Annotated in this window: 32 protein-coding genes; 11 read left to right on the forward strand and 21 right to left on the reverse strand. The window is 63.4% G+C overall.

Annotated elements, in window-relative coordinates; all coding sequences use genetic code 11:
• Nucleotides 1–78 precede the first annotated feature (78 nt).
• Nucleotides 79–948, forward strand: a complete 870-nt coding sequence (locus NQE15_RS05035; protein ID WP_265947121.1) for a Tim44 domain-containing protein — start codon at nt 79–81, stop codon at nt 946–948.
• A 57-nt stretch (nt 949–1005) separates the two neighbouring features.
• Here NQE15_RS05035 and NQE15_RS05040 read toward each other — a convergent pair whose 3' ends face one another.
• Entirely contained in the window at nt 1006–2505 is a 1500-nt protein-coding gene (locus NQE15_RS05040) for a protein adenylyltransferase SelO (protein WP_265947125.1), read from the reverse strand.
• A gap of 301 nt (nt 2506–2806) precedes the next feature.
• Between NQE15_RS05040 and NQE15_RS05045 the strand changes: the two genes are divergently transcribed.
• Nucleotides 2807–3619: a PEP-CTERM sorting domain-containing protein gene (locus NQE15_RS05045; RefSeq protein WP_265947127.1), complete on the forward strand. Its 813-nt coding sequence runs from the start codon at nt 2807–2809 to the stop codon at nt 3617–3619.
• Nucleotides 3620–3809: 190 nt separating this feature from the next.
• Entirely contained in the window at nt 3810–4031 is a 222-nt protein-coding gene (locus NQE15_RS05050) for a hypothetical protein (protein ID WP_265947129.1), read from the forward strand.
• Here NQE15_RS05050 and NQE15_RS05055 read toward each other — a convergent pair.
• Both NQE15_RS05055 and queC read right to left on the reverse strand, forming a co-directional pair.
• Nucleotides 4028–5131 carry a YeeE/YedE family protein gene (locus NQE15_RS05055; RefSeq protein ID WP_265947131.1) on the reverse strand — a complete coding sequence of 368 codons (1104 nt, stop codon included), beginning with the start codon at nt 5129–5131 and terminating at the stop codon, nt 4028–4030. The two genes, NQE15_RS05050 and NQE15_RS05055, sit on opposite strands and share 4 nt — an antisense overlap.
• Before the next feature lie 2 nt (nt 5132–5133).
• Nucleotides 5134–5811 (reverse strand): 7-cyano-7-deazaguanine synthase QueC, encoded by a 678-nt coding sequence (gene queC, locus NQE15_RS05060; RefSeq protein WP_265947133.1) that lies wholly within the window; start codon nt 5809–5811, stop codon nt 5134–5136.
• 99 nt (nt 5812–5910) lie between these two features.
• On the opposite strand from queC, the gene NQE15_RS05065 reads away from it, so the two are divergent.
• From NQE15_RS05065 to NQE15_RS05085, 5 genes are read left to right on the forward strand one after another with little or no spacing between them, the layout of a single operon-like run.
• Nucleotides 5911–7077 carry an ABC transporter substrate-binding protein gene (locus NQE15_RS05065; RefSeq protein ID WP_265947135.1) on the forward strand — a complete coding sequence of 389 codons (1167 nt, stop codon included), beginning with the start codon at nt 5911–5913 and terminating at the stop codon, nt 7075–7077.
• Nucleotides 7074–8000, forward strand: a complete 927-nt coding sequence (locus NQE15_RS05070) for a branched-chain amino acid ABC transporter permease (protein WP_265947137.1) — start codon at nt 7074–7076, stop codon at nt 7998–8000. The genes NQE15_RS05065 and NQE15_RS05070 overlap by 4 nt, the downstream gene beginning before the upstream one ends.
• The gene (locus NQE15_RS05075) at nt 8000–8947 is read left to right on the forward strand and encodes a branched-chain amino acid ABC transporter permease (RefSeq protein WP_265947139.1); all 948 of its coding nucleotides are present in this window, start codon (nt 8000–8002) and stop codon (nt 8945–8947) included. Before NQE15_RS05070 ends, NQE15_RS05075 begins: the two co-directional genes overlap by 1 nt.
• Nucleotides 8940–9695 carry an ABC transporter ATP-binding protein gene (locus NQE15_RS05080; protein ID WP_265947141.1) on the forward strand — a complete coding sequence of 252 codons (756 nt, stop codon included), beginning with the start codon at nt 8940–8942 and terminating at the stop codon, nt 9693–9695. Before NQE15_RS05075 ends, NQE15_RS05080 begins: the two co-directional genes overlap by 8 nt.
• Nucleotides 9692–10402, forward strand: coding sequence for an ABC transporter ATP-binding protein (locus NQE15_RS05085; RefSeq protein WP_265947143.1), 711 nt, complete (start codon nt 9692–9694; stop codon nt 10400–10402). The genes NQE15_RS05080 and NQE15_RS05085 overlap by 4 nt, the downstream gene beginning before the upstream one ends.
• Before the next feature lie 118 nt (nt 10403–10520).
• Here the strand turns inward: NQE15_RS05085 and NQE15_RS05090 are convergent, their stop codons facing one another.
• The 11 genes from NQE15_RS05090 to NQE15_RS05135 form a co-directional block, all read right to left on the reverse strand.
• The gene (locus NQE15_RS05090; RefSeq protein WP_265947145.1) at nt 10521–10883 is read right to left on the reverse strand and encodes a PilZ domain-containing protein; all 363 of its coding nucleotides are present in this window, start codon (nt 10881–10883) and stop codon (nt 10521–10523) included.
• Nucleotides 10884–10896: 13 nt separating this feature from the next.
• Nucleotides 10897–11535, reverse strand: coding sequence for a 7-carboxy-7-deazaguanine synthase QueE (gene queE, locus NQE15_RS05095; RefSeq protein WP_265947148.1), 639 nt, complete (start codon nt 11533–11535; stop codon nt 10897–10899).
• Nucleotides 11536–12285, reverse strand: a complete 750-nt coding sequence (gene ybgF / locus NQE15_RS05100; RefSeq protein WP_265947150.1) for a tol-pal system protein YbgF — start codon at nt 12283–12285, stop codon at nt 11536–11538. It lies immediately after the preceding gene.
• A gap of 2 nt (nt 12286–12287) precedes the next feature.
• Nucleotides 12288–12833 carry a peptidoglycan-associated lipoprotein Pal gene (pal, locus tag NQE15_RS05105; protein WP_265947152.1) on the reverse strand — a complete coding sequence of 182 codons (546 nt, stop codon included), beginning with the start codon at nt 12831–12833 and terminating at the stop codon, nt 12288–12290.
• Nucleotides 12834–12851: 18 nt separating this feature from the next.
• Nucleotides 12852–14123, reverse strand: a complete 1272-nt coding sequence (gene tolB, locus NQE15_RS05110; RefSeq protein ID WP_265947154.1) for a Tol-Pal system beta propeller repeat protein TolB — start codon at nt 14121–14123, stop codon at nt 12852–12854.
• Nucleotides 14124–14154: 31 nt separating this feature from the next.
• Nucleotides 14155–14364 carry an energy transducer TonB gene (locus NQE15_RS23800; RefSeq protein WP_323054983.1) on the reverse strand — a complete coding sequence of 70 codons (210 nt, stop codon included), beginning with the start codon at nt 14362–14364 and terminating at the stop codon, nt 14155–14157.
• Entirely contained in the window at nt 14292–14924 is a 633-nt protein-coding gene (locus NQE15_RS05115) for a protein TolA (protein WP_323055004.1), read from the reverse strand. Before NQE15_RS05115 ends, NQE15_RS23800 begins: the two co-directional genes overlap by 73 nt.
• 6 nt (nt 14925–14930) lie before the next feature.
• Nucleotides 14931–15332, reverse strand: a complete 402-nt coding sequence (gene tolR, locus NQE15_RS05120; protein WP_265947156.1) for a protein TolR — start codon at nt 15330–15332, stop codon at nt 14931–14933.
• Between the two features lie 3 nt (nt 15333–15335).
• On the reverse strand, nt 15336–16013 hold the full coding sequence (tolQ, locus tag NQE15_RS05125; RefSeq protein ID WP_265947158.1) for a protein TolQ: 678 nt from the start codon (nt 16011–16013) through the stop codon (nt 15336–15338).
• Complete coding sequence (gene ybgC, locus NQE15_RS05130; protein ID WP_265947160.1) at nt 16010–16432, reverse strand: tol-pal system-associated acyl-CoA thioesterase; 423 nt, start codon at nt 16430–16432, stop codon at nt 16010–16012. Before ybgC ends, tolQ begins: the two co-directional genes overlap by 4 nt.
• A gap of 95 nt (nt 16433–16527) precedes the next feature.
• Nucleotides 16528–17139 carry a c-type cytochrome gene (locus NQE15_RS05135; protein WP_265947161.1) on the reverse strand — a complete coding sequence of 204 codons (612 nt, stop codon included), beginning with the start codon at nt 17137–17139 and terminating at the stop codon, nt 16528–16530.
• A gap of 69 nt (nt 17140–17208) precedes the next feature.
• Between NQE15_RS05135 and NQE15_RS05140 the strand changes: the two genes are divergently transcribed.
• Nucleotides 17209–17682 (forward strand): c-type cytochrome, encoded by a 474-nt coding sequence (locus NQE15_RS05140; protein ID WP_265947163.1) that lies wholly within the window; start codon nt 17209–17211, stop codon nt 17680–17682.
• Nucleotides 17683–17697: 15 nt separating this feature from the next.
• Here the strand turns inward: NQE15_RS05140 and ruvB are convergent, their stop codons facing one another.
• From ruvB to NQE15_RS05175, 7 genes are all read right to left on the reverse strand, one after another.
• A complete protein-coding gene (gene ruvB, locus NQE15_RS05145) occupies nt 17698–18753 on the reverse strand; it encodes a Holliday junction branch migration DNA helicase RuvB (protein WP_265947165.1) in 1056 nt (351 codons plus the stop codon).
• A complete protein-coding gene (locus NQE15_RS05150) occupies nt 18750–19805 on the reverse strand; it encodes an AI-2E family transporter (protein WP_265947167.1) in 1056 nt (351 codons plus the stop codon). The genes ruvB and NQE15_RS05150 overlap by 4 nt, the downstream gene beginning before the upstream one ends.
• Complete coding sequence (gene ruvA, locus NQE15_RS05155; protein ID WP_265947169.1) at nt 19805–20383, reverse strand: Holliday junction branch migration protein RuvA; 579 nt, start codon at nt 20381–20383, stop codon at nt 19805–19807. Before ruvA ends, NQE15_RS05150 begins: the two co-directional genes overlap by 1 nt.
• A gap of 49 nt (nt 20384–20432) precedes the next feature.
• On the reverse strand, nt 20433–20966 hold the full coding sequence (gene ruvC, locus NQE15_RS05160; protein WP_265947171.1) for a crossover junction endodeoxyribonuclease RuvC: 534 nt from the start codon (nt 20964–20966) through the stop codon (nt 20433–20435).
• Nucleotides 20963–21814 (reverse strand): DMT family transporter, encoded by an 852-nt coding sequence (locus NQE15_RS05165; protein ID WP_265947173.1) that lies wholly within the window; start codon nt 21812–21814, stop codon nt 20963–20965. The genes ruvC and NQE15_RS05165 overlap by 4 nt, the downstream gene beginning before the upstream one ends.
• A gap of 123 nt (nt 21815–21937) precedes the next feature.
• Entirely contained in the window at nt 21938–22351 is a 414-nt protein-coding gene (locus NQE15_RS05170; protein WP_265947175.1) for a bacteriohemerythrin, read from the reverse strand.
• 110 nt (nt 22352–22461) lie between these two features.
• Nucleotides 22462–23187 (reverse strand): YebC/PmpR family DNA-binding transcriptional regulator, encoded by a 726-nt coding sequence (locus NQE15_RS05175; protein ID WP_265947177.1) that lies wholly within the window; start codon nt 23185–23187, stop codon nt 22462–22464.
• 175 nt (nt 23188–23362) lie between these two features.
• On the opposite strand from NQE15_RS05175, the gene NQE15_RS05180 reads away from it, so the two are divergent.
• Complete coding sequence (locus NQE15_RS05180) at nt 23363–24991, forward strand: helicase HerA-like domain-containing protein (protein ID WP_265947179.1); 1629 nt, start codon at nt 23363–23365, stop codon at nt 24989–24991.
• Between the two features lie 55 nt (nt 24992–25046).
• A complete protein-coding gene (locus tag NQE15_RS05185; RefSeq protein WP_265947181.1) occupies nt 25047–25631 on the forward strand; it encodes a hypothetical protein in 585 nt (194 codons plus the stop codon).
• Nucleotide 25632: the final 1 nt, after the last annotated feature.

Consider the following 25632-nt stretch of genomic DNA (forward strand, 5'->3'; position numbering starts at 1 on the left):
TATGCGGACTAATCTTGTTTTTGTAGTCGACGCGGTGCTGTAGACTACGTAGCGTAACTTTCATACATGGAGACACAGATGAAAAACTTTGCCCTGATGGCTGCCGCGCTGGTGCTCGGCTTTACGCTGAGCGTCGGCGATGCCGAAGCCAAGCGCCTGGGTGGCGGCACTTCGTCCGGCATGCAACGCCAGTCGGTCACCCCGAGTACCCCGCCGTCGGCCGTCAAGCAGGCGCCGACCGCTGCCCCGGCCGCCGCCCCTGCAGCTCAACCCAAGCGCTCCTGGATGGGACCGCTGGCCGGTCTCGCTGCTGGTCTCGGTCTGGCCGCCCTGGCCTCGCACTTCGGCTTCGGTGAAGAGATGGCCAACATGCTGATGATCGGTCTGCTGATCATGGCCGTGGTCATGGTGATCGGCTTCGTGATGCGCAAGAAAGCGGCGGCCAGCCAGCAAGGCGGCATGCAGTACGCCGGCGCCGGCCTCGGTGGCAAGCAGCCGCCGCAGCCGGAATTCACCCCGGCCGGCGGTTCTGCCTACGCTCCGGCAGCCGCAGCTGCTGCCACGGCCGCTTCGATCCCGGCCGGCTTCGATGTCGAAGCCTTCGTGCGCAACGCCAAGGTCAATTTCATTCGCCTGCAGGCCGCCAACGATGCCGGCAATCTGGACGATATCCGCGAGTTCACGACGCCCGAAATGTTTGGTGAAATCAAGCTGGCGATGGCCGAGCGCGGTACTGTTGCCCAGGAAACCGATGTCGTTCAGCTCAATGCCGAGGTTCTCGACGTTGCCGAGGAAGCCAGCCGCTACGTGGTCAGCATCCGCTTCCACGGCCTGATCCGCGAGGAAAAGGATGCCGTGGCTGGGCCGTTCGATGAAATCTGGAACATGACCAAGCCGACCGACGGCAGCCGCGGCTGGACACTGGCCGGGATTCAGCAGGTCCAGTAAGCAGTACTTTTCGTAATTCAGTAAAGCCGGCGAGGGCGACCCCGCCGGCTTTTTTCGTTAACTGGAGCAGCTGACTTCCAGGCCGCTCGCCCAATCCGGCGGCAGCGCAGCGTAGTCCTCGAACTCGGGCTGCTCGGCGTAAGGATTGCGCAGGCAGGTGAGCAGGCGCCGGACCTCGGAAAAGTCCTTCTCTTTCGCCTGGCGGATAGCCTTTTCGGCCAGCCAATTGCGCAGCACGTATTTCGGGTTGGCGGCGAGCATGGCCGCCTGGCGCTCGGCGTCGTCCCATGGGGTTTGTGCCAGGCGGGCGCGCCAGGTGGCGAGCCAGGCATCGCAGGCAGTACGGTCGACGAAAAGGTCGCGCAGCGCGGCATCGGTTTTTGCCGAATCCCTACCGTCGATCTCCGCCGGCAATCGGGACAGGGTGCGGAAGAACAGCGTGAAGTCCGGCCGGTGCTGTTGCAGCAGGCCGAAGGTCTGGCCGATGAAGGTCTCGTTGTCGTCGAGCGCCTCGCGCAGGCCGAGCTTGGCGCACATCAGGCGTTCGAAGGCGGCTTCGAAGGCCGTGCCGTAGGTGTCGTCGATCGCCTCGCGCGCCTGTTTCGGGCTCTTGATCAGCGGCAGGAAAGCTTCGGCCAGGCAGTAAAGATTCCACTGCGCGACATGCGGCTGGTTGCGGTAGGTATAGCGGCCCTGATGGTCGGAATGGTTGCAGATGTGGCCGGCGTCAAAAGCTTCCATGAAACCGAAGGGGCCGTAGTCCAGCGTCAGGCCGAGGATGGACATGTTGTCGGTATTCATCACGCCGTGCATGAAGCCGACCGCCATCCAGTGGGCCATAAGCTCCCCGGTGCGGCGCGAGACGTCGCGCAGCAGGGCGTCGTAGGGATTCGCCGCTTCCCGGCATTCGGGGCGGAAGGTGTCGATGACGTAATCGGCCAGTTGCTGCAATTCCAGCCCGCGGTCGCGCGAGGCCCAGTGCTCGAAGGAACCGAAGCGGACGAAGCCGGGGGCGACGCGGGTGACGACGGCTGCCGTCTCGGTTTCCTCGCGGCGGATCGGTACATCGGCGCCGATCACGCACAACGCCCGGGTGGTCGGTATGCCGAGGCCGGCCATCGCTTCGGAACAGAGGAATTCGCGGATCGACGAGCGCAGTACGGCGCGGCCGTCGGCGCCGCGCGAGTAGGGCGTGCGGCCCGCGCCCTTGAGCTGGATTTCCCAATGACCGCGCTCGTTGCGCAGGCCGCCCAGGAGGTGCGCCCGGCCGTCGCCCAGTTGCCCGGCCCAGATGCCGAACTGGTGGCCGGAATAGACCGCGGCGAGCGGGTCGGAGCCCGGCAGGATGCGGTTGCCGGCGAATATTTCGGGAAACTCGGGGTGCTGCAACAACTCGGGTGACAAGCCGAGCAGTCCGGCCACCTCATCGCTGATGCCGACGACATAGGGTTCGGGCAGCGGCAGCGGGTTGAGGCGGGTGTAGAAGACTTCGGGCAGGGCGGCAAAACTATTGTCGAAGTCGGGCAGTTCGAGGGGCGGGAATTCCGGGGCGTTCATCGGCGTTTTGTCGGGTTTCTGGCGAGAGATTCGGGTTCTACTGGCCGGCAGCAAATGGCATGCCGGCATGTCCGATGGTCAGAACACCAAATTGGCCGATGGTTCGCGACGCCAGAAGTTTCCGGCAGCCATGGCCAGCGCACGGAAAGTTACTCCTAAAAATATGGCAAATATGGTTTCGTGAGTTTTTTCACAGTCACAGTTGTCGATTTTCTTTACATCGTCAATTTCAATCGATTCGATTTATGGTTTAAGTTATTGTTAATTAGTATTTATTTATAATTGGCTAGTTTATTGCTTGGTGTTATTCGATAACAACTTTGATAAATATGGAATTGCAATCATGCTTAAAGCCTTAGCCTTCGGAACGCTTCTCGCCGTATCCACTCTCGTCAGCGCACACGTCGTGGTGGCGACCGACAATTTCGATACCTACGCCAGCGGTAATCTGAATCTGCAGAATGGCGGCAGCGGCTGGGCCGGCGGTTGGTCGGCGGGATCGGGCGCCGAGTCGGTGGTCAATCAGTCGGGCGATAACTGGCTAGCTTTCACCGGCAACAACAATACGGCTGCTACCCGCACACTTTCCTCGGCGCAAACCGACAAGGTCATCGTCGATTTCAACTTTCAGTATTCCGGCACGCTCAACGACAACGACTTTCTTGCCATCTGGTTCGGCTCGTCGATCGGACCCAATATCGGTCTCAAGGCAAATTGCGGTACCGGGAACTGTACCAATGACCTGTTCGCCCGTACCACCGGAAGCGCTGGCAGCTTCGCGCCGGGAAGCGATCTGGCTAGCAACACCAGTTATCACATCGCTGCCTACCTCTACAAATCACTGGCAAACAGTTCTTTTGATCGGATCGCTCTGTGGGTCAATCCGACGGCCGGCGAAATGGCTTCGCTCACCGGTTGGGATACCCTGTACTCGGGCGCATCCGGCCTTACTTCATTCACTGCCATCGGTGTCCGCACGGCCAACCTCGATGCCGGCGACAGCATAAAGATCGACGATCTCCGCATCCAGACGATCCCGGAGCCGGGCTCCCTTGCCCTGCTGGGCGTGGCGATGATGGGGCTCGCTGCAGTCCGCCGGAAATTCAGTAAATAGACAGGTGGTCAGCACATCGAAAAAGCCGCGACACGATTCGCGGCTTTTTTTCGCCGGCGGCATGGCCGGCTTTCCAAGCGTCATTCCGGCAGCCTCTCAGGACCCGGCAGTGAGGATGCGGTAGCGACCGCCAGTTTCAAGTCACGGGCAGGGCGACTAGAATGTCCTCCCGTTTCCGCCGCTCCTAACCATGTCTCGCCGTTACCCCCTGTCCTTCCTCCTCCTCACCGCTCTCGCCATCCTCTGCCTGATCCCCGGCGTGCTCAGCGTGGCCGGATTCGGTGCGGTGATTCATCCCGTGCTTGACGATCCGATGGCCGGGTTGGCGTTCATCGTTTCCGCCGTCGCCCTGATTGGTTCCGGCGCTTTTCCGCTTGTGATCGAAAAACTCAAGGAAAACGAGGAGGTCTAGGCTTCCCGCATCAGTCGCCAGTACTGGAATTTCAGCGTCGCGGCAGCGCCGGCGACGATAGCCAGGAAGGTGAGGATGGAACCCAGGGCCAGCGTCGAGAACCCGGTGATGCCCTGGCCGACGGTGCAGCCCATGGCGACGACGCCGCCGAAACCCATCAGCGCCGCGCCGAGCAGATGGCTGGCGGTGTCTTCGACGCTGGCGAAACCTTCCCAACGGAAATTCCCGGTGAGCAGCGCCCAGGCGCCGGATCCGGCGATGACGCCGAGCAGCGAGGCGATCCCGAAAGTCAGCTTGCGGCTGGTATCGGACCACAGCATCAGTAGTTCCAGCGCGTAGGCCTGCGGCGCGACGAAAGTCAGCGATTCCATGCGCCCGCTATTGGTGGCGAGGAAGGCTTCTTCCAGCGTGTCCGGGTGTTCGGCGAGATAGCCGAGGTGGCCGCTGACGTACCAGGCAGCGACCACCGTCAGCCCGATGCCGAGGCCGCCGAGCAGGTTGTCGAAGGTCCAGAAATCGCGGTTGAGCAGACAGAAGGCAGTCAGCCCGCCGCCGATGGCGAGCACGGCGAGCCCGAAGGCGGTCTGCGGCTCCAGGCCGGCTGCGGTGAGTAGGGCCGGCAGGTCCTGTCCACCGGGGAAGGTGAGGGCCGCCTTTTCCAGGACATTGACGCGAAAGGCGCCGAACACGCCGCGCAGGGTCATGTAGGCGACCAGACCGAGGACCAGGAAGACCACCACGGATTTGAGGTTGCCGGCGCCGATGCGGATCAGCGTCTTCGAGCCGCAGCCGGAGGCGAGCACCATGCCGATGCCGAAGCAGAGGCCGCCGACCAGGTAGGACAGCCAGGTGAAATTGGGCGTCCGGTAGATCGACTTGCCGAGGTCGATCAGCCCGGCCGCATGCAGCGTCGCCGAGCCGAGGATGGCGACGCCGATGGCCAGCAGCCACATGCGCATGCGACTCCAGTCGCCCATGTTGACGATGTCGGATACCGCGCCCATGGTGCAGAAATGCGTTTTCTGGCCGATCGCCCCGAAGGCGAAAGAGACGGCGAAGGCCAGCCAGAGGACGGTAGTCGACTGCGCGGCAAGGTCCATGCTCAGGCCCGGTAGATCGTCGGGTCGGGCAGGCCGGCGGCGGCGAAGCCTTCGGCGCGCAGGCGGCAGGAATCGCAGACCCCGCAGGCGCGGCCCTGTTCGTCGGCCTGGTAGCAGGAGACGGTCAGCCCGTAGTCCACGCCCAGCGCGGCGCCGGTGCGGATGATCTCGGCTTTGGAAAGATCAATCAGCGGCGCGTGGATGGCCAGCTTGACGCCCTCGACACCGGCCCTGGTGGCCAGATTGGCCATCTTTTCGAAAGCCGCCAAGTACTCCGGCCGGCAATCCGGGTAGCCGGAATAGTCGACGGCATTGATCCCGACGAAAATGTCGCGGCTACCAAGTACTTCGGCCCAGGCCAGGGCCAGCGACAGCATGATGGTGTTGCGGGCCGGCACGTAGGTGACCGGAATGCCCGGCTGGACGCCATCGACCGGGACGTCGATCTTGGCGTCGGTCAGCGCCGAACCGCCGAACTGGGCGAGGCAGAGATTGAGCACGCGATGCTCGACGGCGCCGAGGGCCTTGACCACCCGTTCGGCAGCCTGCAGTTCGGCGCAGTGGCGCTGGCCGTAATTGAACGACAGGCAATAACAGTCAAAACCCTGGCTGCGGGCAATGGCGAGGCAAGTGGCGGAATCGAGTCCACCGGAAAGGAGAACGACGGCTGGCTTCATCATGGGGCGCGAATATACCTGAAATTCGACCGGCTTTGACCCGGTATCTGCTTGTTCCTGCGCTACAATTTGCCGCTTTCCATTGTCCTGCCGGAGATTTCGATGATGCCTCGCCTGTCCGCCCTCGCCGCCGCGCTGATGCTTGCCGGTTCCGCTCACGCCGCCGATCAGATCAAGGTCGGCCTGGTGTCCACGCTGTCCGGTCCGGGCGCCGGCCTGGGGGTCGATATCCGCGACGGTTTCAACCTGGCGATGAAGCATCTGAGCGGCAAACTCGGCGGCCTGCCGGCCGAGGTGCTGATTGCCGACGACCAGCAGAGCCCGGATGTCGCCAAGCAGACCGCCGACAAGTTCCTGAAGAAGGACAAGGTCGATTTCATGACCGGCATCGTCTTCTCCAACATCATGCTCGCCGTCGGCCCGACCGTCTTCGAGAACAAGACCTTCTACATCTCGGCCAATGCCGGCCCCTCGCAGTACGCCGGGGAGCAATGCAATCCTTACTTCTTCAACGTCGCCTGGCAGAACGACAACCTCCACGAGGCAGTCGGCAAGGTGGTGCAGGACAAGGGGTTCAAGAACGTCGTGATCGTCACCCCGAACTACCCAGGCGGCAAGGATGCGGTCTCCGGCTTCAAGCGTTACTACAAGGGCAAGGTCGCCGACGAGGTGTATACCAAGCTCGGCCAGCTCGACTACGCCGCCGAACTGGCGCAGATCCGCGCCCTGAAACCGGATGCACTGTTTTTCTTCCTGCCCGGCGGCATGGGTATCAACTTCGTCAAGCAGTTCGTCGCCGCCGGCTTGTCGCGCGACACGCAGCTGTTCGCCCCCGGCTTCTCGGCCGACGAAGACGTGATCAAGGCGGTCGGCGCGCCGATGATGGGCATGTTCAACTCCTCGCACTGGGCACACGACATGGAAAATGCCGAAAACAAGCGTTTCGTCGCCGATTTCCAAAAGGAATACAACCGTCTGCCGTCGCTCTATGCCTCGCAGGGCTACGATGCAGCGCTGATGATGGACGCTGCCGTGCGCGACGTGAAAGGCAAGGTCGACGACAAGGCGGCATTGCAGAAGGCACTCGAAGCCAAACGCTTCAAGTCGGTACGCGGCGACTTTAGGTTCAACAGCAACCACTACCCGGTACAGAACTACTACTTGCGCGCCATCGGCAAGGATGCGCAGGGCCGGGTGACCAACAAGACCATGGGCACCATCTTCACGAATCACGCTGACGCTTATGTAAGTCAGTGCAAGATGAAGTGACCCAGCTGGTTCTCGAGCAGGCCCTCAACGGCCTGCAGTTCGGGCTCATGCTGTTCCTGCTCGCCGCCGGGCTGACGCTGGTTTTCGGCATCATGGACTGCATCAACCTGGCGCATGGCTCGCTGTACATGGTCGGGGCCTACCTGGTCGCCGCCGCGGCGCAGGCCGCCGATTCATTCTGGATCGGGCTGGGCGCCGGGGTGGCCGGTACCGCGCTGCTCGGCCTGCTGCTCGAACTCTCCCTGTTTCGCCAGCTCTACAAACGCGACCACCTGTCGCAGGTGCTCGCCACTTTCGCACTGATCCTGATCGCCAACGAGGCGGTACGCATGATCTGGGGCGCACAGCCGGTGCTGCTCAATCCGCCGGAGGCGCTGGCCGGCCCGGTCGAGTTTGCACTCTTCGGCGGCGACTTCTTCTACCCAGCCTACCGGCTGGTTATCATCGCTTTCGGCCTGGCCGTCGCCGGGCTGCTCTACCTGCTCGTCGCCAAGAGCCGGGTCGGCATGTGGGTGCGGGCCGGGGCCTCGAACCGGGAAATGACCGAAGCCCTGGGCATCAACGTGCGCGGCCTGTTCACCGCCGTCTTCGTCTTCGGCGCGGCGCTCTGCGCCCTGGCCGGCGGCCTGCTCGGGCCGCTGCTGGCGGTCCAGGTCGGGATGGGTGAGAGCGTGCTGATCGTCGCTTTCGTGGTCATCATCATCGGCGGCATCGGCTCGATCCGCGGTGCCCTGGTCGGCAGCCTGATCGTCGGTACCGTCGATACCCTGGGCCGGGCGCTGCTGCCGACCCTGCTGCGCGCCATCCTGCCGGCTGACGTGGCGTCGACCCTCGGTCCGGCGCTGGCCTCGATCCTGATCTACCTGCTCATGGCCGGCATCCTGTTCTTCAAGCCGCAAGGCCTGTTCCCGGCGCGCGCCTGATGGCCTTCTATCGTCCCGCGCCCTGGCAGAAGCCGCTCGCCGTCGTGCTGCTCTTGGCCCTGCTCGCCTTGCCATCGGTACTGACCGCCTTCGGCCAGGAGTTCTACATCGGCTTTGCCACCCGAGTCCTGATCTTCGCGCTGGCCGCTTCCAGCCTCAACCTCGTGCTCGGCTTCGGCGGCATGTTTTCGCTCGGTCACGCCGCCTTCTTCGGGGCTGGCGCCTATGCGGCGGCGATCTGCCAGGGCAGCGGCATCGGCGAGGCGCTCTTGGCCTTGCCGCTCGCCATGCTCGCCGCCGGCCTGTTTGCGCTGCTGGTCGGGGCGATCAGCCTGCGCACGCGCGGCGTTTATTTCATCATGATCACTCTGGCCTTCGCCCAGATGGCCTACTATCTGTTTATCTCGGCGCGCGCCTGGGGCGGCGACGACGGCCTGCCGCTGGCCGGGCGGATGACCCTGGGTGGCCTCAGCCTGTCCAGCGACAGCGCGCTGTTCTACGTCGCGCTTGGTTGCCTGGCGCTGGCCATCGGCTTTCTCGGCCGCTTGGCCGACGCCCGTTTCGGCCGAGTGATCCAGGCCATCCGCGAAAACGAGACGCGCATGGAAGCGCTCGGCTATCCGGTCTTCCGCTACCGCCTGATCTGTTTCGCGCTGGGCGGCGCCCTGGCCGGTCTGGCCGGCGCGCTGCTCGCCAACCTGACCGGGCTGGCCAGCCCCAACCTGCTGCAATGGACGCAGTCCGGCACGCTGCTGGTCATGGTCATCATCGGCGGTGTCGGCTACCTCTATGGCGGCGTGGTCGGGGCGGTGGTGCTGCTTGGCCTCGAGGAAGTGCTGTCTGGCTTCACGCTGCACTGGCATATCGGCCTCGGCCTGCTGCTGCTTGGCATCGTGCTCTTTGCCCCGAAGGGCGTTGCTGCGCTGTTCGGCAAGCCGCATGGCTGACGCGCTGCTCGAAGTCCGCCGGTTGTCGCGCCGCTTTGCCGCGGTCGACGCGCTGCAGGGCGTCGATTTCAGCGTCGAGGCCGGCGAGGTGCATGCCCTGATCGGACCCAACGGCGCCGGCAAGACGACCTTCATTCACCACGTTTCCGGGGCGCTGCAGCCGGACTCAGGCAGCGTCTATTTTGCCGGCCGCGACGTCACCCGGCTGAGCATGCACCAGCGGGTCGCCGCCGGCATGGCGCGCTCCTATCAGATCACCAACGTCTTCCTCGGCCTCTCGGCGCTCGACAACGTGGCGCTGGCCGTGCAGGGGCGGGCCGATGCCGGCAGTAGTTTCCGCTTCTGGCGGCCGGTGAAGAGCGAAACGACGCTGTTTGATGAGGCGCAGGGCTATCTCGAGCAGGTCGGCCTGCAATCCAAGGCCGACATCGTGGCCGGCAATTTGTCGCACGGCGAGCAGCGGGCGCTGGAACTGGCCATGGCGCTGGCGACGAAGCCGCAATTGTTGCTCCTCGACGAACCGATGGCCGGCACCGGCCCCGAGGAGTCGGCGCGGATGATCGAACTGATCGAGCATCTCGCCCGCCACGTCACCATTCTGTTGGTCGAGCACGACATGGCGGCGGTCTTCCGACTGGCAGACCGCATCTCGGTGCTGGTCAACGGCCGGCTGATCTGTACCGGCACGCCGGATGACGTGAAAAACGATGCCGGCGTACGCCGTGCCTATCTCGGGGACCACGCTTGAGCACCCTGCTCGAAGTCAGCGGCCTGGAAGTCGCCTATGGGCCGAGCCAGGTGCTGTTCGGCCTTGATCTGGCGATGGAAGAAGGCGCGGCGGCCACCCTGCTCGGCCGCAACGGCATGGGCAAGACGACGACGCTGCGCGCGATCTGCGGTTTGCAGCCGGTCAAGGCCGGGACCATCCGTTTCGCCGGCGAACGCATCGACGGCTGGCGGCCGGATCGCATCGGCCGGGCCGGCATCGCGCTGGTGCCGGAAGGCCGGCAGTGCTTTCCCAACCTGACCGTCGACGAGCATCTGGTGGCTTTTTTCGCCAACCGTCGTGGCGTCGGCACGCCATGGACGCCGGCCCGCGTCTACGAACTCTTTCCTCGCCTATGCGAACGCCGGCGCAACCTCGGCAACCAACTCTCGGGCGGCGAACAGCAGATGCTGGCTATCGGCCGCGCCCTGGTCACCAACCCGCGCCTGCTGATTCTCGACGAAGCCACCGAGGGCCTCGCCCCGCTGGTCCGCGACGAGATATGGGTCTGCCTGGCCCGCTTGCGGGCGGCCGGGCAAAGCATCCTGGTCATCGACAAATACGTCGAAAAGCTGATTGCCCTGGCCGACCAGCACACCATCGTCGAACGAGGCCAGGTGGTTTGGCGCGGGACGTCGACCGAGCTGGCCGCCGATCACGGCATCTGGCACCGCTATCTGGGAATCTAGTACCACTAAGGCAAACGCTTGCACTAGGGTGGCGGCAATGGCGGCCTGAGCAGGTTCTGCTCGAAGGCCGCGAAAGGCATCAGCCTGGGCGGTGGTGATGCCGTGAATGATGAAGCGGTCAGGGTTTGGTCAAAAGGGAGATTTCGCGTTCGAGCAGGGCTTCGTCGCCAAGATTCAGTGCAACCAGGCGACGCAGATGCGTCACACTGTCGAGGTCGATCTCGCGGCAGGCCAGCCCGTAGTAGCTGCCCTGATGATGGACGATGGTGCTTTCCATGCGGATACTCGACGCAGCGTCGGCCAGCTGGATTTCCAGGGCACAGTTGCTGCCGACGGTGACGAACAGTTCGTCTTGCGGGCGGATCAGAGCGCCTTTCAGCGACAGGTCGACGACTTCGACCACAAATTCGCCATTCGGGAGAAAAACACGCGCTTCGGTCTTGAATGGAATGCGAGTGAACTGGCGGCGATTTTGCGTCATGGTTGTCCCCTGTTTATTTTCCCTTCATGTTACCCCAAAGCAGTTTGTGCAACTGCATCTGGAAGCGCACGTTCAGGCCGTCTTCGAGAATCCAGCTTGCGAGGTCGGCAGCTTCGACGAGCCCTTGGGCTGGAGAAAGGAGAACCGGGCACAAGGCATCCAGCCGGTGCTGGTGCAATACGTCGCGCGCCCATTCGTAATCGGCCCGCGAGGCGATGACGATCTTGATTTCGTCGCGCGGGTTCAGGAACTTCAGGTTTTCCCAGCGGTTCCTGGCCGACTCGGCGGAATCCGGGGCCTTGAGGTCCATGATCCGCGATACTCGCGGATCGACGGCGGCGATGTCGAGGGCGCCCGAGGTTTCCAGCGAAACGTCGTAACCGGCGTCGCACAGGGCACTCAGCAGGGGCTGGCATTCCTTCTGGGCGAGCGGCTCGCCACCGGTGACGCAGACCTGGCGGGCGGGATATTTCGCGACCTCGGCCAGGATCGACTCGATGCTGGCCGACTCACCACCGGTGAAACTGTAGGTCGTGTCGCACCAGACGCAACGTAGCGGGCAGCCGGTCAGGCGGATAAAGACCGTCGGCAAGCCGACGCGCGAGGCCTCTCCCTGCAGGGAGAAGAAAATTTCGGTGAGGCGCAAGGCCAATTACTTCTTCTTCAGGCGCGTTTTGGCGGATTCGGCAGCCGGCGAGGTCGGGTACTTGGCGATCACCGTTTCCAGCGAGCGCTTGACGCCGGTCGGGTTGCCCAGTTCCTGCTGGCAGGTGGCGATCGCCAGCCAGGCATCGGGCGCCTTGGCACTGTCGGCGTACTTGGTGGTGACCACGCTCTGCGCCTCGATCGCCTTGGTGCAGTTGTGCTGGGCGTACCAGGCATTGCCCAGCCAGTACTGGGCATTGGGGGCCAGCGAACTGTCCGGGTATTTCTGGACGAATCCGCCGAAACTGGCGGCGGCTTCCTTGTATTTTGCTGCCTTGAACTGGTTCAGGGCGGCTTCGTATTCCTGGCCTTCGCGGGCCGGTTCGCCCGCTGGTTTTGCATTGGCAGGCGTGCCGTTGCCGGCCGGATCGCTCGAGGCGGTGGCGGCAGGTGGCGTTTCATACTTGCGCAGGCGCGAGTCGAGGTCGAGATAGAAATCCTGCTGGCGCTTCTTGGCGGTTTCCAGCTCGTAATTCAGGGTTTCGACCTGGCCCCGCAGGCGGGCGATTTCTTCGGCCTGGCGCTGGATCTGGCTGGCCAGATCCAGCTGGGCCTTGGCTTGCTGGTCGAATCGCGCCTCGGTCTTGATCTTCAGATCGGTAACCTGGCGACGCGCTTCTTCGTCGTCGAAAACGCCGGCCTGGGCCTGTACGGCGCCCAGGGCGGCAATCAGAAGGGCGATTCGAACCGGGCGCATGCTTAGAACTCGCCGCGACCGTCGGCAGCCTTGTAGAGGATGTCGGCGCGACGGTTTTCAGACCAGGCGCTTTCGTCGTGACCGGCATTCTTCGGCTTTTCTTCGCCGAGGCTGACCGATTCGACCTGCTCTTCCTTGGCGCCGAGCAGAACCAGCGAACGCTTCACGGCGTCCGAGCGCTTCTGGCCGAGCGACAGGTTGTATTCACGGCTGCCGCGCTCGTCGGTATTGCCCTGGAGCAGAACCTTGAAGCCACGGTTGGCGACCAGGTACTTGGCGTGGGCGGCAACCAGATCCTGGTAGTCGGCCTTGATGTCGTACTTGTCGAGATCGAAGTAGATGCTGCGCTGGGCCAGCTTGCTCTTCGGGTCGGTCAGTTCGCGCGGCAGGCCGTTGGCATCGACGCCGCCGGCAACGACCGGAGCAACCCCGGTGCTGCTGCCGCTACTGCGCGATTCGACGGGGGCGCCGCCTTCGTCGGGAATCGGGGTGGAACTACAACCCAGGATAAGGGCGGACAGCAGGGCGGGAATAAGCAGTTTGTTCATGGAGTTCTCCGGTGAGGATTATTTGAAAAACGGACCCCAGGCCGGTTCGCGCACATCACCTGCGGCGACCGAGAGGCGTTGTTTGATCCTGCCATCGCTGGAAACAGCCGACAGTACGCCGCGCCCGCCGATTTCGGTGGCGATCAGGATCATGCGGCTATTGGGTGCGAAACTGGGGGATTCGTCCTTGTTCGAGTCGGTCAGCACCTGAACCTGGCGGCTGGCCAGATCCATTGCGGTGAGCTGGAAGCGGCCTTCGCGGCGGCTGATGAAGGCGAGGGTCTTGCCGTCGGCCGAGGGGCGCGGCGAAACGTTGTAGCTGCCTTCAAAGGAAACGCGCTGAACATCGCCGCCACCGGCGCCCATCCGATAGATTTGCGGGCTGCCGCCGCGGTCGGAGGTAAAATAGATACTGCCGTCGGGAGCGTAGCGCGGTTCGGTGTCGATGCCCGACGAGTTGGTCAGGCGTTGCGGTCCGCCGCTGCCATCGGCATTGACGACATAAATCTGGGAATTGCCGTCCTTGGACATGACAACGGCCAGCCGGCGACCATCGGGCGACCAGGCTGGCGCCGAATTCGAGCCTTTCTGGTTGGCGACGATGTGGCGCTGGCCAGTCGCCAGCGAATGGACATAAACGATCGGCTTCTTCTTCTCGAAGGAGACATAGGCCAGCTTGCTGCCATCCGGCGACCAGGCCGGCGAGATGATCGGTTCGGTCGAGGTCAGCGCAGTGGCGGCACCTTGGCCATCGGCATCGGCAATCTGTAACAGGAACTGGCCGCGGTTTTTGACGACGTAGGCGATCCGGGTGGAGAAGACGCCCTTTTCACCGGTCAGCTTTTCGTAGATGTAATCGGCGATGCGGTGACCGGCGGCACGCAGTTGCTCGTTGCTGGTCACGTAAGCGGCACCGCCCAGGGAAACTGCTTTTTGCGTGTCGTAAATGCGGAAGCGGGCTTCCATCCGTCCATCCGGGCTGCGCGCCAGGCTGCCGGCGGCCAGTGCGTCGGCGCCCCGGCCTTTCCAGTCGGCGTGATTGATCGGGGAATTCTCGTCGAGAGCGACGCCGGTCGTGTCGACCAGCTTGAACAGGCCGCTGCGCTCGAGGTCGGAACGCACCGTCGCGGTGACGATGCGCGACGCCGCGCCATCGCCGACGAAATCGGCGATCGCCACCGGGATCCGGTTGGCCCCGGCGCCGGTAATCTCGATCGAAAGCTGAGCCTGGGCGAGACTTGCTGTCAACAGGGCCAACGTCAGGAAAATGCGGCGTGAAATGCTGGGCATTGGGTTCATTTTCATAAGGTTTCGCGCGATTTTACTCTTCAAACGGCTTGTACTTGATTTCCAGCGAGCGTTGGAACAATGACGGGTCATCCGGCTTCGGCAAAGGCGAGGATTTCAGGATCGCGCGCTCAATGGCGGTATCCAGTGCGGCATTGCCACTGGAGCGTTTCAGCTTGACGGCGAGAACCTCACCGGAAGGCAATTGACTGACTTCGAAGATTGCCTCGGGGTTCCCCTGAATGCTGGGGGCAGCACGATGTTGCCACGTACCTTGCCGCGTATCTTGCTGGCGTAGTCGGCCATTCCTCGCTTGCTGGCGGAGGCCCGCTGTTCGGCCTCGGCTGCAGCGGCCATCCGGGCCTGCGTACTGGCGGTGGAGCGCTGTTTTTCTTCGCGTTCGAGCATTTCTTTGAACGGGTCGACCCGGGGCTCGGGTTTCTTCGGTTCGGGTTTTGGTTCCGGTTTTTTCGGTTCCGGCTTGGGCGGCTCGGGTTTCTTCGGTTCCGGCTTTTTTTCCTGCTTGATCGCAATGTCCGGTTTTTTGGGCGGGGGTGGTTCGGGCTTCGGTTCGACCTTGGGAATCGGTTTCGGCTCCGGCTTCACTTCCGGTGGAGGGGGCGGCGGCGGAACGTAGGTTGCCGGGGTTGGTTGGGCCGACCACAGTTCGACCTCCATCACTTCCGGCTTGCTGCTTTTCCATTGCACGCCGAGGAAGAGGAATACCAGCAGCCCGACGTGCACCAGGATGGTGAAGGTCAGTGCGTATTTCTTGCCGGGTTCTTCGCGAATTTGGTCGATCATGGATCGTTACTTGGCGGCGGTTTCCAGGCCGACTTTCTGGAATCCGGCGCGTTTGGCTTCGTCCAGCACTTCGATGACATTCTTGTAGGGCGCTTCCTTGTCGCCGGCGATCAGGATGGGCATCTTGTCGTCGGCTTCCTTCAGGCTGACCAGCTGACTCTTCAGCTCTTTGAGACCCTTGATCTTTTTCTCCTTGCCGTCGACATCGAAGATCGACAGCGCGCCGTCTTCCTTGACTTGCACCTTGACGTACTTGTCCGGCTTCTGCGGCGCCGTTCCTGCCGCCGGCAGATCCACCGAGCCGGTGGTCATCATCGGCGTCGCCACCATGAAGATGACGAGCAGCACGAGCATGACGTCGATGTAGGGGACGACGTTGATTTCGTTTTTCAGGCGGCGTTGGCGCATGGCTTAACGCATCTGCCGTTGCAGGATGTTGGAGAACTCTTCCATGAACGACTCGTAGCGCGTCGCCAGGCGGTCGATATCGTGCGAGAAGCGGTTGTAGGCGAGGACCGCGGGAATTGCCGCGAACAGGCCGATGGCGGTGGCGACCAGCGCCTCGGCGATGCCCGGGGCGACCGAAGCGAGGGTCGCCTGGCCGACGTTGGAGAGGCCGCGGAAGGCATGCATGATGCCCCAGACGGTGCCGAACAGGCCGATGTACGGGCTGACCGAGCCGACCGAGGCGAGGAAGGCGAGGTGGGCTTCCAGCGCATCCATTTCGCGCTGGTAGGTGGCGCGCATGGCGCGGCGCGAGCCGTCGACAATGTCCTTGGGGTCAAGGTTCTTCTGGCCCTTGAGCTTGGTGAATTCGCGGAAGCCGGCCTCGAAGATACGCTCCATGGAGCCGGCATGGTGGCGGTCGTTGACCGCGCTGTTGAAGAGGTTATTGAGGTCGCCACCGGACCAGAAATCGCGCTCGAAGGTCTCGGTTTTGGTGCGCGCCAGGCGCACCGAGAACCACTTCATGAAAATGTAGTACCAGGACATGAAGGAGACACCGGCCAGCAGGAGCATCACGGCCTGAACGACGGCGCTGGCTTCGAGAATCAGATGGAAGATGGAAAGGTCCTGAGTGACGTTCATTTAAGCGTTTCCAGTTTGCTGTGCAGGAATTCGGGAATGGCGGAGGGCGTCATGGTGGCCATGTTGACGCAGGCGATCTCGACGGTGCCGGTGACCAGTTCTTCGTCGCCGCGGCGGACGTGCTGGCGGAAGACAACGCGGACGCGGGTCAGTTTTTCGACTTCGAGACCGACCGTCAGCTCGTCGTCGAGGCGGGCGGGCTTCAGGTATTCGCAACTCGCCTTGCGGGCGACGAAGCCGATCCCGGCATCGGCCGCCAGTTGCGACTGGTCATGCCCGGCAAAGCGCATCCACTCGGTACGGCAACGTTCGAAGAACTTCAGGTAATTGGCGTAGTAAACAACCCCGCCGGCGTCCGTATCCTCGTAATAAACCCGAACGGGGATCGAGAAGGCGTTGGGCTTTGGCTCAAATTTCATCGCGGAATTTTACCTTGCAATGCAGCATTATTCTGTAACGGTATGTTTCTGAGCCCATCGTCGGCGAACTAGTACCATAAAGGCAAAGGCTGGTACTAGCGGCGTTGTTTCTTCTTGATCACCGGCTTGGCCTCTGCGTACTGTTCCTGGCTGGCAAAAAAGTGGGCAGCGGCGTCGAGGTCGTCGCTGCTCAGGCCCTTGAATGCTTCGTCCTGCAGGAAGCCGAACTTGCGCTTGCCGCTGACGAACAGGCGGGTCTGCGCCAGCATGTAATCGAGCGACTGGGCAGCCATCAGGGGGGCGTCCTTGTCGGCTTCCCGTCCGTTGTCGGGGTGGCATTCGGCGCAGCGGTTGCGATAAACCTCCTCGCCGCGGGCCTGCTTGGCCGGATCGACTTCCTGTTTTGGGCGAATGGCGCGAATCCCGGCGTAATGCCCGGCGATAACGGCAAGATCGCTGCTCGATAGTTCGGCTGGGATGTGAGTGGCAACAGTGGTCGGCAGGCGCCCTTTCTGCAGCTTGCCGATGGCGTCGGCAAGGTAGGCTTCCAGTTGTCCGTTGAGGTGCGGCAGGCCGGGGCCGGTAGCCAGGCCGTCGCTGCCGTGGCAACGGGAGCAATGCTGTTCGACAAGCGCAGCAGCGTCGGCAGCGAGGGCAGGGGCGCCGGCCAGACAAAGCAGGGAAATCAGAATTTGACGGAATTTCATGGAATCTCCGGGGGCGAACTCGTGGCAGAATTGACAATTAGCCATCGCATTTTACCGGAGAGGACAATGATGACCGGAGCCCGAAGCCTCCTTCTATCGGTCTTTGCCGCCATCGGCCTGCAACTGCCCGCCCCAGCCTCCGCGCAAGCGACCCGCTACGAAGAGCCGATCCGTTATCGTCAGGCGGTGATGACCCTGGTCAAGCGCCATTACGACCAGGTTTCAGGAATGGTCAAGGGCAAGCTGCCGTTCAATCGCGAGGAGCTGAATCGCCATGCCGCCTATCTCGAGATGCTGTCGCGGGTCAGCCTGGATGGCTTCGTCGCCGGATCGCACGAGGGCAACACCAAGGCCCGTCCCGAAATCTGGAAGGAATGGGCGCGCTATCGCGGGCTCAACGAGAAGTTCCAGGCCGAAACGACACGCCTCAAGGAGATTGCTCGTGCTGGCTCGCCGGATGCGGTCAAGGCAGTTGTCGCCGATCTGACCAAAGTCTGCAAGAGCTGCCACGACGATTTCAAGGATTCGTCCGTCGGCAGCTGAGCCGCTGGCGCCGGCTCAGGAATCGGCGAGCAGGTCGCGGACGACGGCGCTGTTCGGTTCGGCCAGTCCGAGGTGGCGGTAGATGGCCGGCGTCGCGATGCGGCCGCGCAGGGTGCGTTGCAGGTAGCCTTGCTGGATCAGGTAGGGTTCGAGCACGTCCTCGATCGTGTCGCGTGCCTCGCCGATCGCCGCTGCCAGATTGTCCACGCCGACCGGGCCGCCGCCGAACTTGTCGATCACCGCCGAGAGCAGCTTGCGGTCCATGATGTCGAGCCCGGCCGCGTCGACGTCGAGCATGGCCAGTGCCGCGTCAGCCACCGGGCTGGTGATCCGGCCGTCGGCCTTGACCTCGGCGTAGTCGCGGACCCGGCGCAGCAGGCGGTTGGCGATTCGCGGCGTGCCGCGCGAGCGCTTGGCGATCTCCAGGGCGCCAGCGGCATCGATCGGTGCGTTGAGCAGCGTCGCCGAGCGGCTGACGATGCTTTGCAGTTCCTCGGCGTTATAGAACTCGAGGCGGGCGACGATGCCGAAGCGGTCGCGCAACGGGTTGGTCAGCATGCCGGCCCGGGTCGTCGCGCCGACCAGCGTGAATGGCGGCAGATCGAGCTTGACCGAACGGGCGGCCGGGCCTTCGCCGATCATGATGTCGATCTGGAAGTCTTCCAGTGCCGGGTAGAGGATTTCCTCGACGACCGGACTCAGGCGGTGGATTTCGTCGATGAACAGCACGTCGTGCGGTTCGAGATTGGTCAGGATGGCGGCCAGATCGCCGGCGCGTTCGAGCACCGGGCCGGAAGTCGAGCGCAGGTTGACGCCCATTTCGGCGGCGACGATATGGGCCAGCGTCGTCTTACCCAGGCCGGGCGGGCCGAAGAGCAGCACGTGGTCGAGCGAATCGCCGCGGTTGCGGGCGGCCTGGATGAAGATTTCCAGTTGTTCGCGAATCTTGACCTGGCCGGTGTAGTCGGCCAGGCGCTTGGGGCGCAGGGCGCGTTCGAGCGCCTCTTCCTGAACGGATTTGGCCTGCGGTGCGATGATTCGCTCAGCTACCAGCTTGTCGGTCTCGATCATGTCGATTTTTCCTCGCGCGTCCAGCGGCTGAGCAGCATGTGGCCGAGGGCGAGCAGCACCGGGCCGAGAAAGATGCCGATGAAGCCGAAGACCAGTACGCCACCGAGCACGCCGAGGCCGATCAGCAGAATCGAAATGCCGGCGCCGCGGGAGATCAGAATCGGTTTGACGAAATTGTCGATGCTGCTGATGACGAAAAGCCCGTAGAGCACCATGAAGATCGCCCAGCCTGTCTGCTCCTGACCCCACAGCCAGGCGGCGGCACCGCCCCAGATCAGCGGCGGCCCGATCGGGATCATCGACAGGAAAAAGATCGCAAAGCCGAGCAGCATGGCGCCCGGTACGCCAGCAATCAGAAAGCCGATCATCGCCACCGTGCCCTGGGCGGCGGCGGTGCCGACAATGCCGAGCATGACGCCGACCACGGTGTCGCGTGTCTTGTCGAGGATTTCCTCGCCCAGTTCGCCGCCCAGCTTGCGGGCGCCGACATAGAGTGCGTGGCTGACTTTCGCCCCGTCGCGATATAGAAAGAAGATCACGAACAGCACCAGCGCCAACTGCAGCAGGCCGTTGGCGGCAATCCCGCCGAGCGCCAGGGCGAATTGGCGGAGCGGGGCGACCATTTGCTTGAGCAGATCATTCAGTTCGTCCCGGTTGCTGGCGACCTGGTGCCAGAAGTGATCGATTTCCGTCCCGATGAAGGGCAGGCCGCTGAGCCAGGCCGGTGGGTCGAGCAGCAAGCCCTGCTCGACATAGGGCTTGGCGAAGTCGAGCAGCTTGTCGGCGCCGTTGGCCAGCGAAGCGGCCAGGAAAACCATCGGCAACAGCATGATCAGCACCAGCAGCAGGGTCATCAGCGTCGCGCCGAGGGCGTCACGCCCGCCGAGCCGGGGCAGCAGCTTTTCCGAATAATAAGGCCAGGTGCAGGCCCAGACCACGAAGGCGAAGAGCACGGCGCCGATGAAAGGCAGCAGCACGGCGATACAGCCGACGATCAGCAGCACCACCAGCGCGATCTGCGCCAGCCGGCGGGGATTCTCTTCGGAGAACATCACGCTTTCGACAGCATCTTGAGGGCCTGGCGGATGCCGTCCGAAGTCCCGATGTCGGGCGGCAGCTGTTTCATCGCGGCCGCGGCTTCCTTCTCGTTGTAGCCGAGGGCGAGCAGGGCATTGGCGATGTCGTGCTTGGCGTCGTCGGCGACTGCATGCAGCGATACGCCGGTGGTTTCGGCGAGCTTGCCCTTGAGTTCGAGCAGCAGGCGCTCGGCCGTCTTCTTGCCGATGCCGGGAATCTTGATCAGGCGGCCGAGTTCCTGTTGCGCCACGGCTGCCGCGAGATCGCCGACCGAGAGGCCGGAGAGCACCGACAACGCCGTGCGGGCGCCGATCCCGGAGACCTTCAGCAACTGGCGGAAGGCAAAGCGTTCGCCTTCGCTGAGGAAGCCATACAGATAGTGCCCGTCTTCGCGCACCGCAAAATGGGTCAGCAATTTGGTCTTCTCGCCCGCCGCTGGCAGGTTGTAGAAGGTGCTCATCGGGACATCGATTTCATAACCGACACCATTCACATCGAGCACGATCTGTGGGGGATTCTTTTCGGCGAGGATGCCGGTCAGTCTTCCGATCATTTCGGGGCAATCTCTTTCTGGAAAAAGTACTGTATTTTCACACAGGGCCTCATCCTATCAGTCGCCCGCCGCGAACGCGATAGCCGGCGGTCGCCAAGGCCCCCAAACCCTGCCCGCCATGGGCGTGGCAAATGGCGCAGGCCAGGGCGTCGGCGGCATCGGCGGTCGGCGCGCCGGTCAGGCTCAAGAGTCTGACCACCATGTGCTGGACCTGTTCCTTGGCCGCCTTGCCCTGGCCAACTACCGCTTGCTTGACCTGCAGCGCCGTGTATTCGGCGACCGGCAGGTCGGCATGAACCAGCGCGCTGAGCGCCGCGCCGCGGGCCTGGCCGAGCAGCAAGGTCGATTGCGGATTGACGTTCACAAAGACCTTTTCCACCGCCGCCTGGTTCGGCTGATAGGTGGCGATCACCTCGCTGATTCCGGCGAACAGCGTCTTGATGCGTTCCGGCAGCGACTGCTTGTCGTTCGACTTGATGCAGCCGCTGGCGACGTAGAGTAACTGGTTGCCGTGCTTCTCGATGACCCCAAAGCCGGTCACGCGCAGACCAGGGTCGATGCCGAGGATGCGCGGGGCGCTCATTTCGAGCGCGCCACGAGATAGACGCCGCTGACGGCCAGCAACATGCCGAATCCGGCAACCAGGCTCAATTGTTCGCCGAACATCAGCCAGGCGATCACCGCCGTTGACAGTGGCGTCAGGTAAAAGAGGCTGGCGACGTTAACCGCACTGCCGCCGCGGATCAGCAGGTTCAACAGGCTGATTGCCCCGATCGAGAGAACCAGCACCAGCCAGCCCAGGGCAAAGACGAAATCGCCGGTCCATTCGATGCGAAAGTCTTCGAACAGGGTGACGGCGATGGCAGTCAGCACGGCGGTCGGCACGAACTGGATGACCGACCCGGTGCGCAGGTCGAACTGGGCACAGAAACGCTTCTGGTAAAGCGTGCCGGCGGTAATGCCGAGCAGGGCGACGAGGGCGGGAATCAGCATCGGCCCCAGTCCGGCATCGCCGAACTTCCCGGAAACGACCAGCCCGACCCCGACGAAACCGAGGGCCAGGCCGCCCCACTGCCGGCCGCTGACTTTTTCACCGAGCAGCCAGCCGGCACCGAGCGCCGTCAGCAAGGGCTGCATGCCGACGACCAGGGCTGTTACGCCGGCTGGCAGGCCATGCTTGATGGCGACAAAGACGCCGCCGAGGTAGATGGCATGCACGAGCACGCCGGAGACGCCGATATGCAGCCACTGCCGCGGCGCTTTCGGCCATGGAGCCCGCGTCGCCAGCGCGATCGCCGTCATCAGCCCGATCACCAGGCCGTAGCGGGTGAGCAGGAAGGACAGCGGCTCGGCATAGGGCAGGCCGTACTTGGCGCCGATGAAACCGGTGCTCCACAGGAAGACGAAGAAGAAGGGGTAGAGTTGCGGCACGGGGCTTTCCAGGGCAAGGCGACGGGCTGCCCGGCGGGGCGGACGCTAGATGAACGGCGGTGGTGGAAACAACGAAGCCCGTTGGCTGCACGGGCTTCAGTGGGGCTGGCCGGCCAGGATGCATCAGGAGCCGGGAGCGGCGTTGATGTCGAGCAACTGGGCGGCGAAGGGTTGGTCTTCCTCGCGGATGTGGCGTTCGAACCAGATTTCCAGGTAACGCAGAAAACTGAAAACGTCGCGCTGTCCGCTGAGTACCACGCTGGCCCAGCCGGTCAGAGTGGTCAAGGTGTCATTGTGCGCCTTGGTATGGTCCGAGAACTCGATCCGGGTTGCCTGAGCGATGCGCTCTTCGGTTTTGAAATGCTCGCGCAGATAGCCCAGCAATTCTTCCACCACCGTCCGGGGCAGTTCGTTTTGCTCGACGCAGAGAAACTTCAGGTTCTCGATGCGGTAGAAAATGCCTTCATGCTGCGCATCGACTTCAGGAATTCCCAGAATCAACAGTTCGGGCAGCAGGCCGCGGGAGGAAATGTCCATGTCGTTCGTTACATCCTGTTCGGCGGGTGGCGTGAATGCCAATGTCCCATCCCGGCAGTGTAGAAGAGCGGCCCGGGTTTTCCAAGCCGCTCTGCAGGTGGCAGATCGACTTACTCGTCCATTACCGCCGTCGTGTAGATCTCCTGGACATCGTCCAGGTTCTCCAGCGCGTCGAGCAGTTTCTGCATCCGGACGGCATCCTCGCCGGTGAATTCGTTTTCGCTTTCCGGCTTCATCGTGACTTCACCGAATTCCGGCTTGAAGCCGGCGGCTTCGAGGGCGTCCTTGACGGTGATGAAGTCGGCCGGCCCGGTGATCACTTCGATCGAGCCGTCGTCGTTGGTATTCACGTCCTCGGCACCGGCCTCGATGGCGGCATCCATCAGTGCCGCCTCGTCGGTGCCCGGGGCGAAGATCATCTGGCCGCAATGCTTGAACTGGAAGACCACGGAACCTTCGGTGCCCATGTTGCCGCCGTACTTGTTGAAAGCGTGGCGGACTTCGGCGACGGTGCGGGTCTTGTTGTCGGTCAGGCAGTCGACCATGATCGCCGCGCCGCCGATCCCGTAGCCTTCGTAGCGGATCTCGACGTAATCGACGCCTTCAAGTTCGCCGGTGCCCTTCTTGATGGCGGTGTCGATCTTGTCCTTGGGCATGTTGACGCCTTTGGCCTTATCCACCGCGACGCGCAGGCGCGGGTTGAAGCCGGCGTCGCCGCCGCCCATCTTGGCGGCAACGGTGATTTCCTTGGCGATCTTGGAGAAGGCGGCGCCGCGCTTCTCGTCCTGGCGACCCTTGCGATGCTGGATATTGGCCCATTTACTATGTCCGGCCATAGCGATTACCTTTCGGGAGAGATATCTGAATGTCGAAAGGCGCGATTTTACTCGACCCGGCAACGCAGGGGAAAAGCTTCCGACTGAATGCCTCTTGGCCTGGATGGTCAAACCGGTTAAAAATGACGTTTGCCCGAGCTTTACTTACCCAATTTCCTATATCGAGCCCCAGACCATGAGCGAACCTCTCTATCTAGCCAAATCCGAAGAGGGCTACCCGGCCCTGCTGCCGCAGATGGCCAACCGCCACGGCCTGATCACCGGCGCCACCGGCACCGGCAAGACGGTGACCCTGCAGTCGATGGCCGAACGGCTCTCCTTCGCCGGCGTGCCGGTCTTCATGGCCGACGTCAAGGGCGACCTCTCGGGCATGGGCGCCGCCGGCACGCCCTCGGAAAAGCTGCTCAAGCGGATCGCCGATCTTGGCCTCGACGGTTTCGCCCCCTACGCCAATCCGGTCGCCTTCTGGGATGTCTTCGGTGAAGGCGGGGTACCGATCCGCGCTACGGTTTCCGACATGGGCCCGCTGCTCCTGTCGCGCCTGCTCAACCTCAACGACACCCAAGGCGGCGTCTTGCAACTGGTCTTCAAGATTGCCGACGACCAGGGGCTGCTGCTGCTCGACCTCAAGGACCTGCGTGCCATGGTCCAGCACGTCGGCGACAACGCCAAGGATTTCACCACCGAATACGGCAACGTCGCCGCCGCCTCGATCGGCGCCATCCAGCGCGGCCTGCTGACGCTGGAAGAGCAGGGCGGTGACATCTTCTTCGGCGAGCCGATGCTCGACATCCACGACCTGATGAAGGTCGACGAGAACGGGCGCGGCGTCATCAACGTGCTGTCCGCCGAGAAACTGATCCACGCCCCGGCGCTGTATTCCACCTTCCTGCTCTGGCTGCTCGCCGAACTGTTCGAGCAGTTGCCGGAAGCCGGCGACCTCGACAAGCCCAAGCTGGTCTTCTTCTTTGACGAAGCGCATTTGTTGTTCAGCGATGCGCCGCAGGCGCTGACCGACAAGGTCGAGCAGGTCGTCCGCCTGATCCGCTCGAAGGGCGTCGGCGTCTATTTCGTCACCCAGAACCCGCTCGACGTCCCGGAAAAGATCCTCGGCCAGCTCGGCAACCGCGTTCAGCACGCGCTGCGCGCCTTCACGCCGCGTGACCAGAAGGCCGTGCAGGCGGCGGCGCAAACCATGCGCGCCAACCCCAAGTTCGACGCCGCGACGGCGATCACCGAACTCGGCGTCGGCGAGGCGCTGGTTTCCTTCCTCGACGAAAAGGGCCGTCCCGCCGTCGTCGAGCGCAGCATGATCTTCCCGCCCGCTTCGCGTCTCGGGCCGCTGAGCGCCGAAGAGCGCCAGGCGATCATCCAGGCCTCGTCGCTGCTCGCCACCTATGGCCAGACCGTCGACCGCGAATCGGCCTACGAACTCCTGCGCGGCAAGCCGGCGGCAAGGCAACCGGCACCGGGCGCCATTCCCGCGCCGCCGGCCGGCAGCGGTGGCCTGAATGCCAACGACTGGGGCAATAGCTCCGGGCAGCAGGCCACGCCCCGTCCCGCACCGGCGCCGCAGCCGCGGCAAAGCGAGCCGGCAGCTCAGGAAAGTGCGGGGGGCGGCATCCTGGGCAGCCTTGGCGATCTACTCGGCGGCAGCACCGGGCCGCGCGGCGGCCGTCGCGAAGGCATACTGGAAGCCGCCGCCAAGAGCGCGGCGCGCGGCATGGCCAGTACCGTCGGCCGCTCGGTCGGGCAACAAATCCTGCGTGGTGTCCTGGGCTCGATCCTCGGCGGGCGTCGCTGACCCTGGCTATGAACTCCCGTTCTGCCCCCGCCATCTGAGTAGCCATTGGCAAGCCATGCCCGGCGACCGTCCGACCAGCATCTTCGGTTACATCGAGCGCTCGCAGAAACGAGGCTATGCCTCGTTTTTCGAGTGGCCGCTGGATCGCAATCTGGCCGAACTGGGCGTCGTCAATTACCTGGTCGCCTCCATGGAAGCGGACCGCCAGACTCTGTTCGAGAACATCCAGAGTCGCGGCCGGGGCAACGACCCACCGGATTGCGAAGCGACCGATCACGAAGGCCGGCGCGTCGCCATCGAAGTCACCGAACTGGTCGATCCCAAGGGTATCGCCAACTACCAGGCGGGGCGCATCGGCGAATGGGCGGTGTGGTCCCGGGACAGCTTCCTGGCCGGCATTACGGATCGTCTGGCCGCCAAGGCCAAGCGCACCGGGGCTTTGAAGGACGGCCCCTACCCGGGTGGCTACGCGGTGGTGATCTTCACCGACGAGCCGCATTTGAATCAGGCCGCCGTCAATTCCTATCTCAAGGGCCATCGCTTCCCGGCCTTCGACGGCCTGGCGATGGCCTTTCTGCTCCTCGGTTACGATCCCGCCATCAAGCGTTGCCCGTGGTTTCGCTTGCGGCTAGCCGACTAGC

Origin of the sequence: Dechloromonas sp. A34 (genome assembly GCF_026261605.1) — a bacterium.
Classification (GTDB): Bacteria; Pseudomonadota; Gammaproteobacteria; order Burkholderiales; family Rhodocyclaceae; genus Azonexus.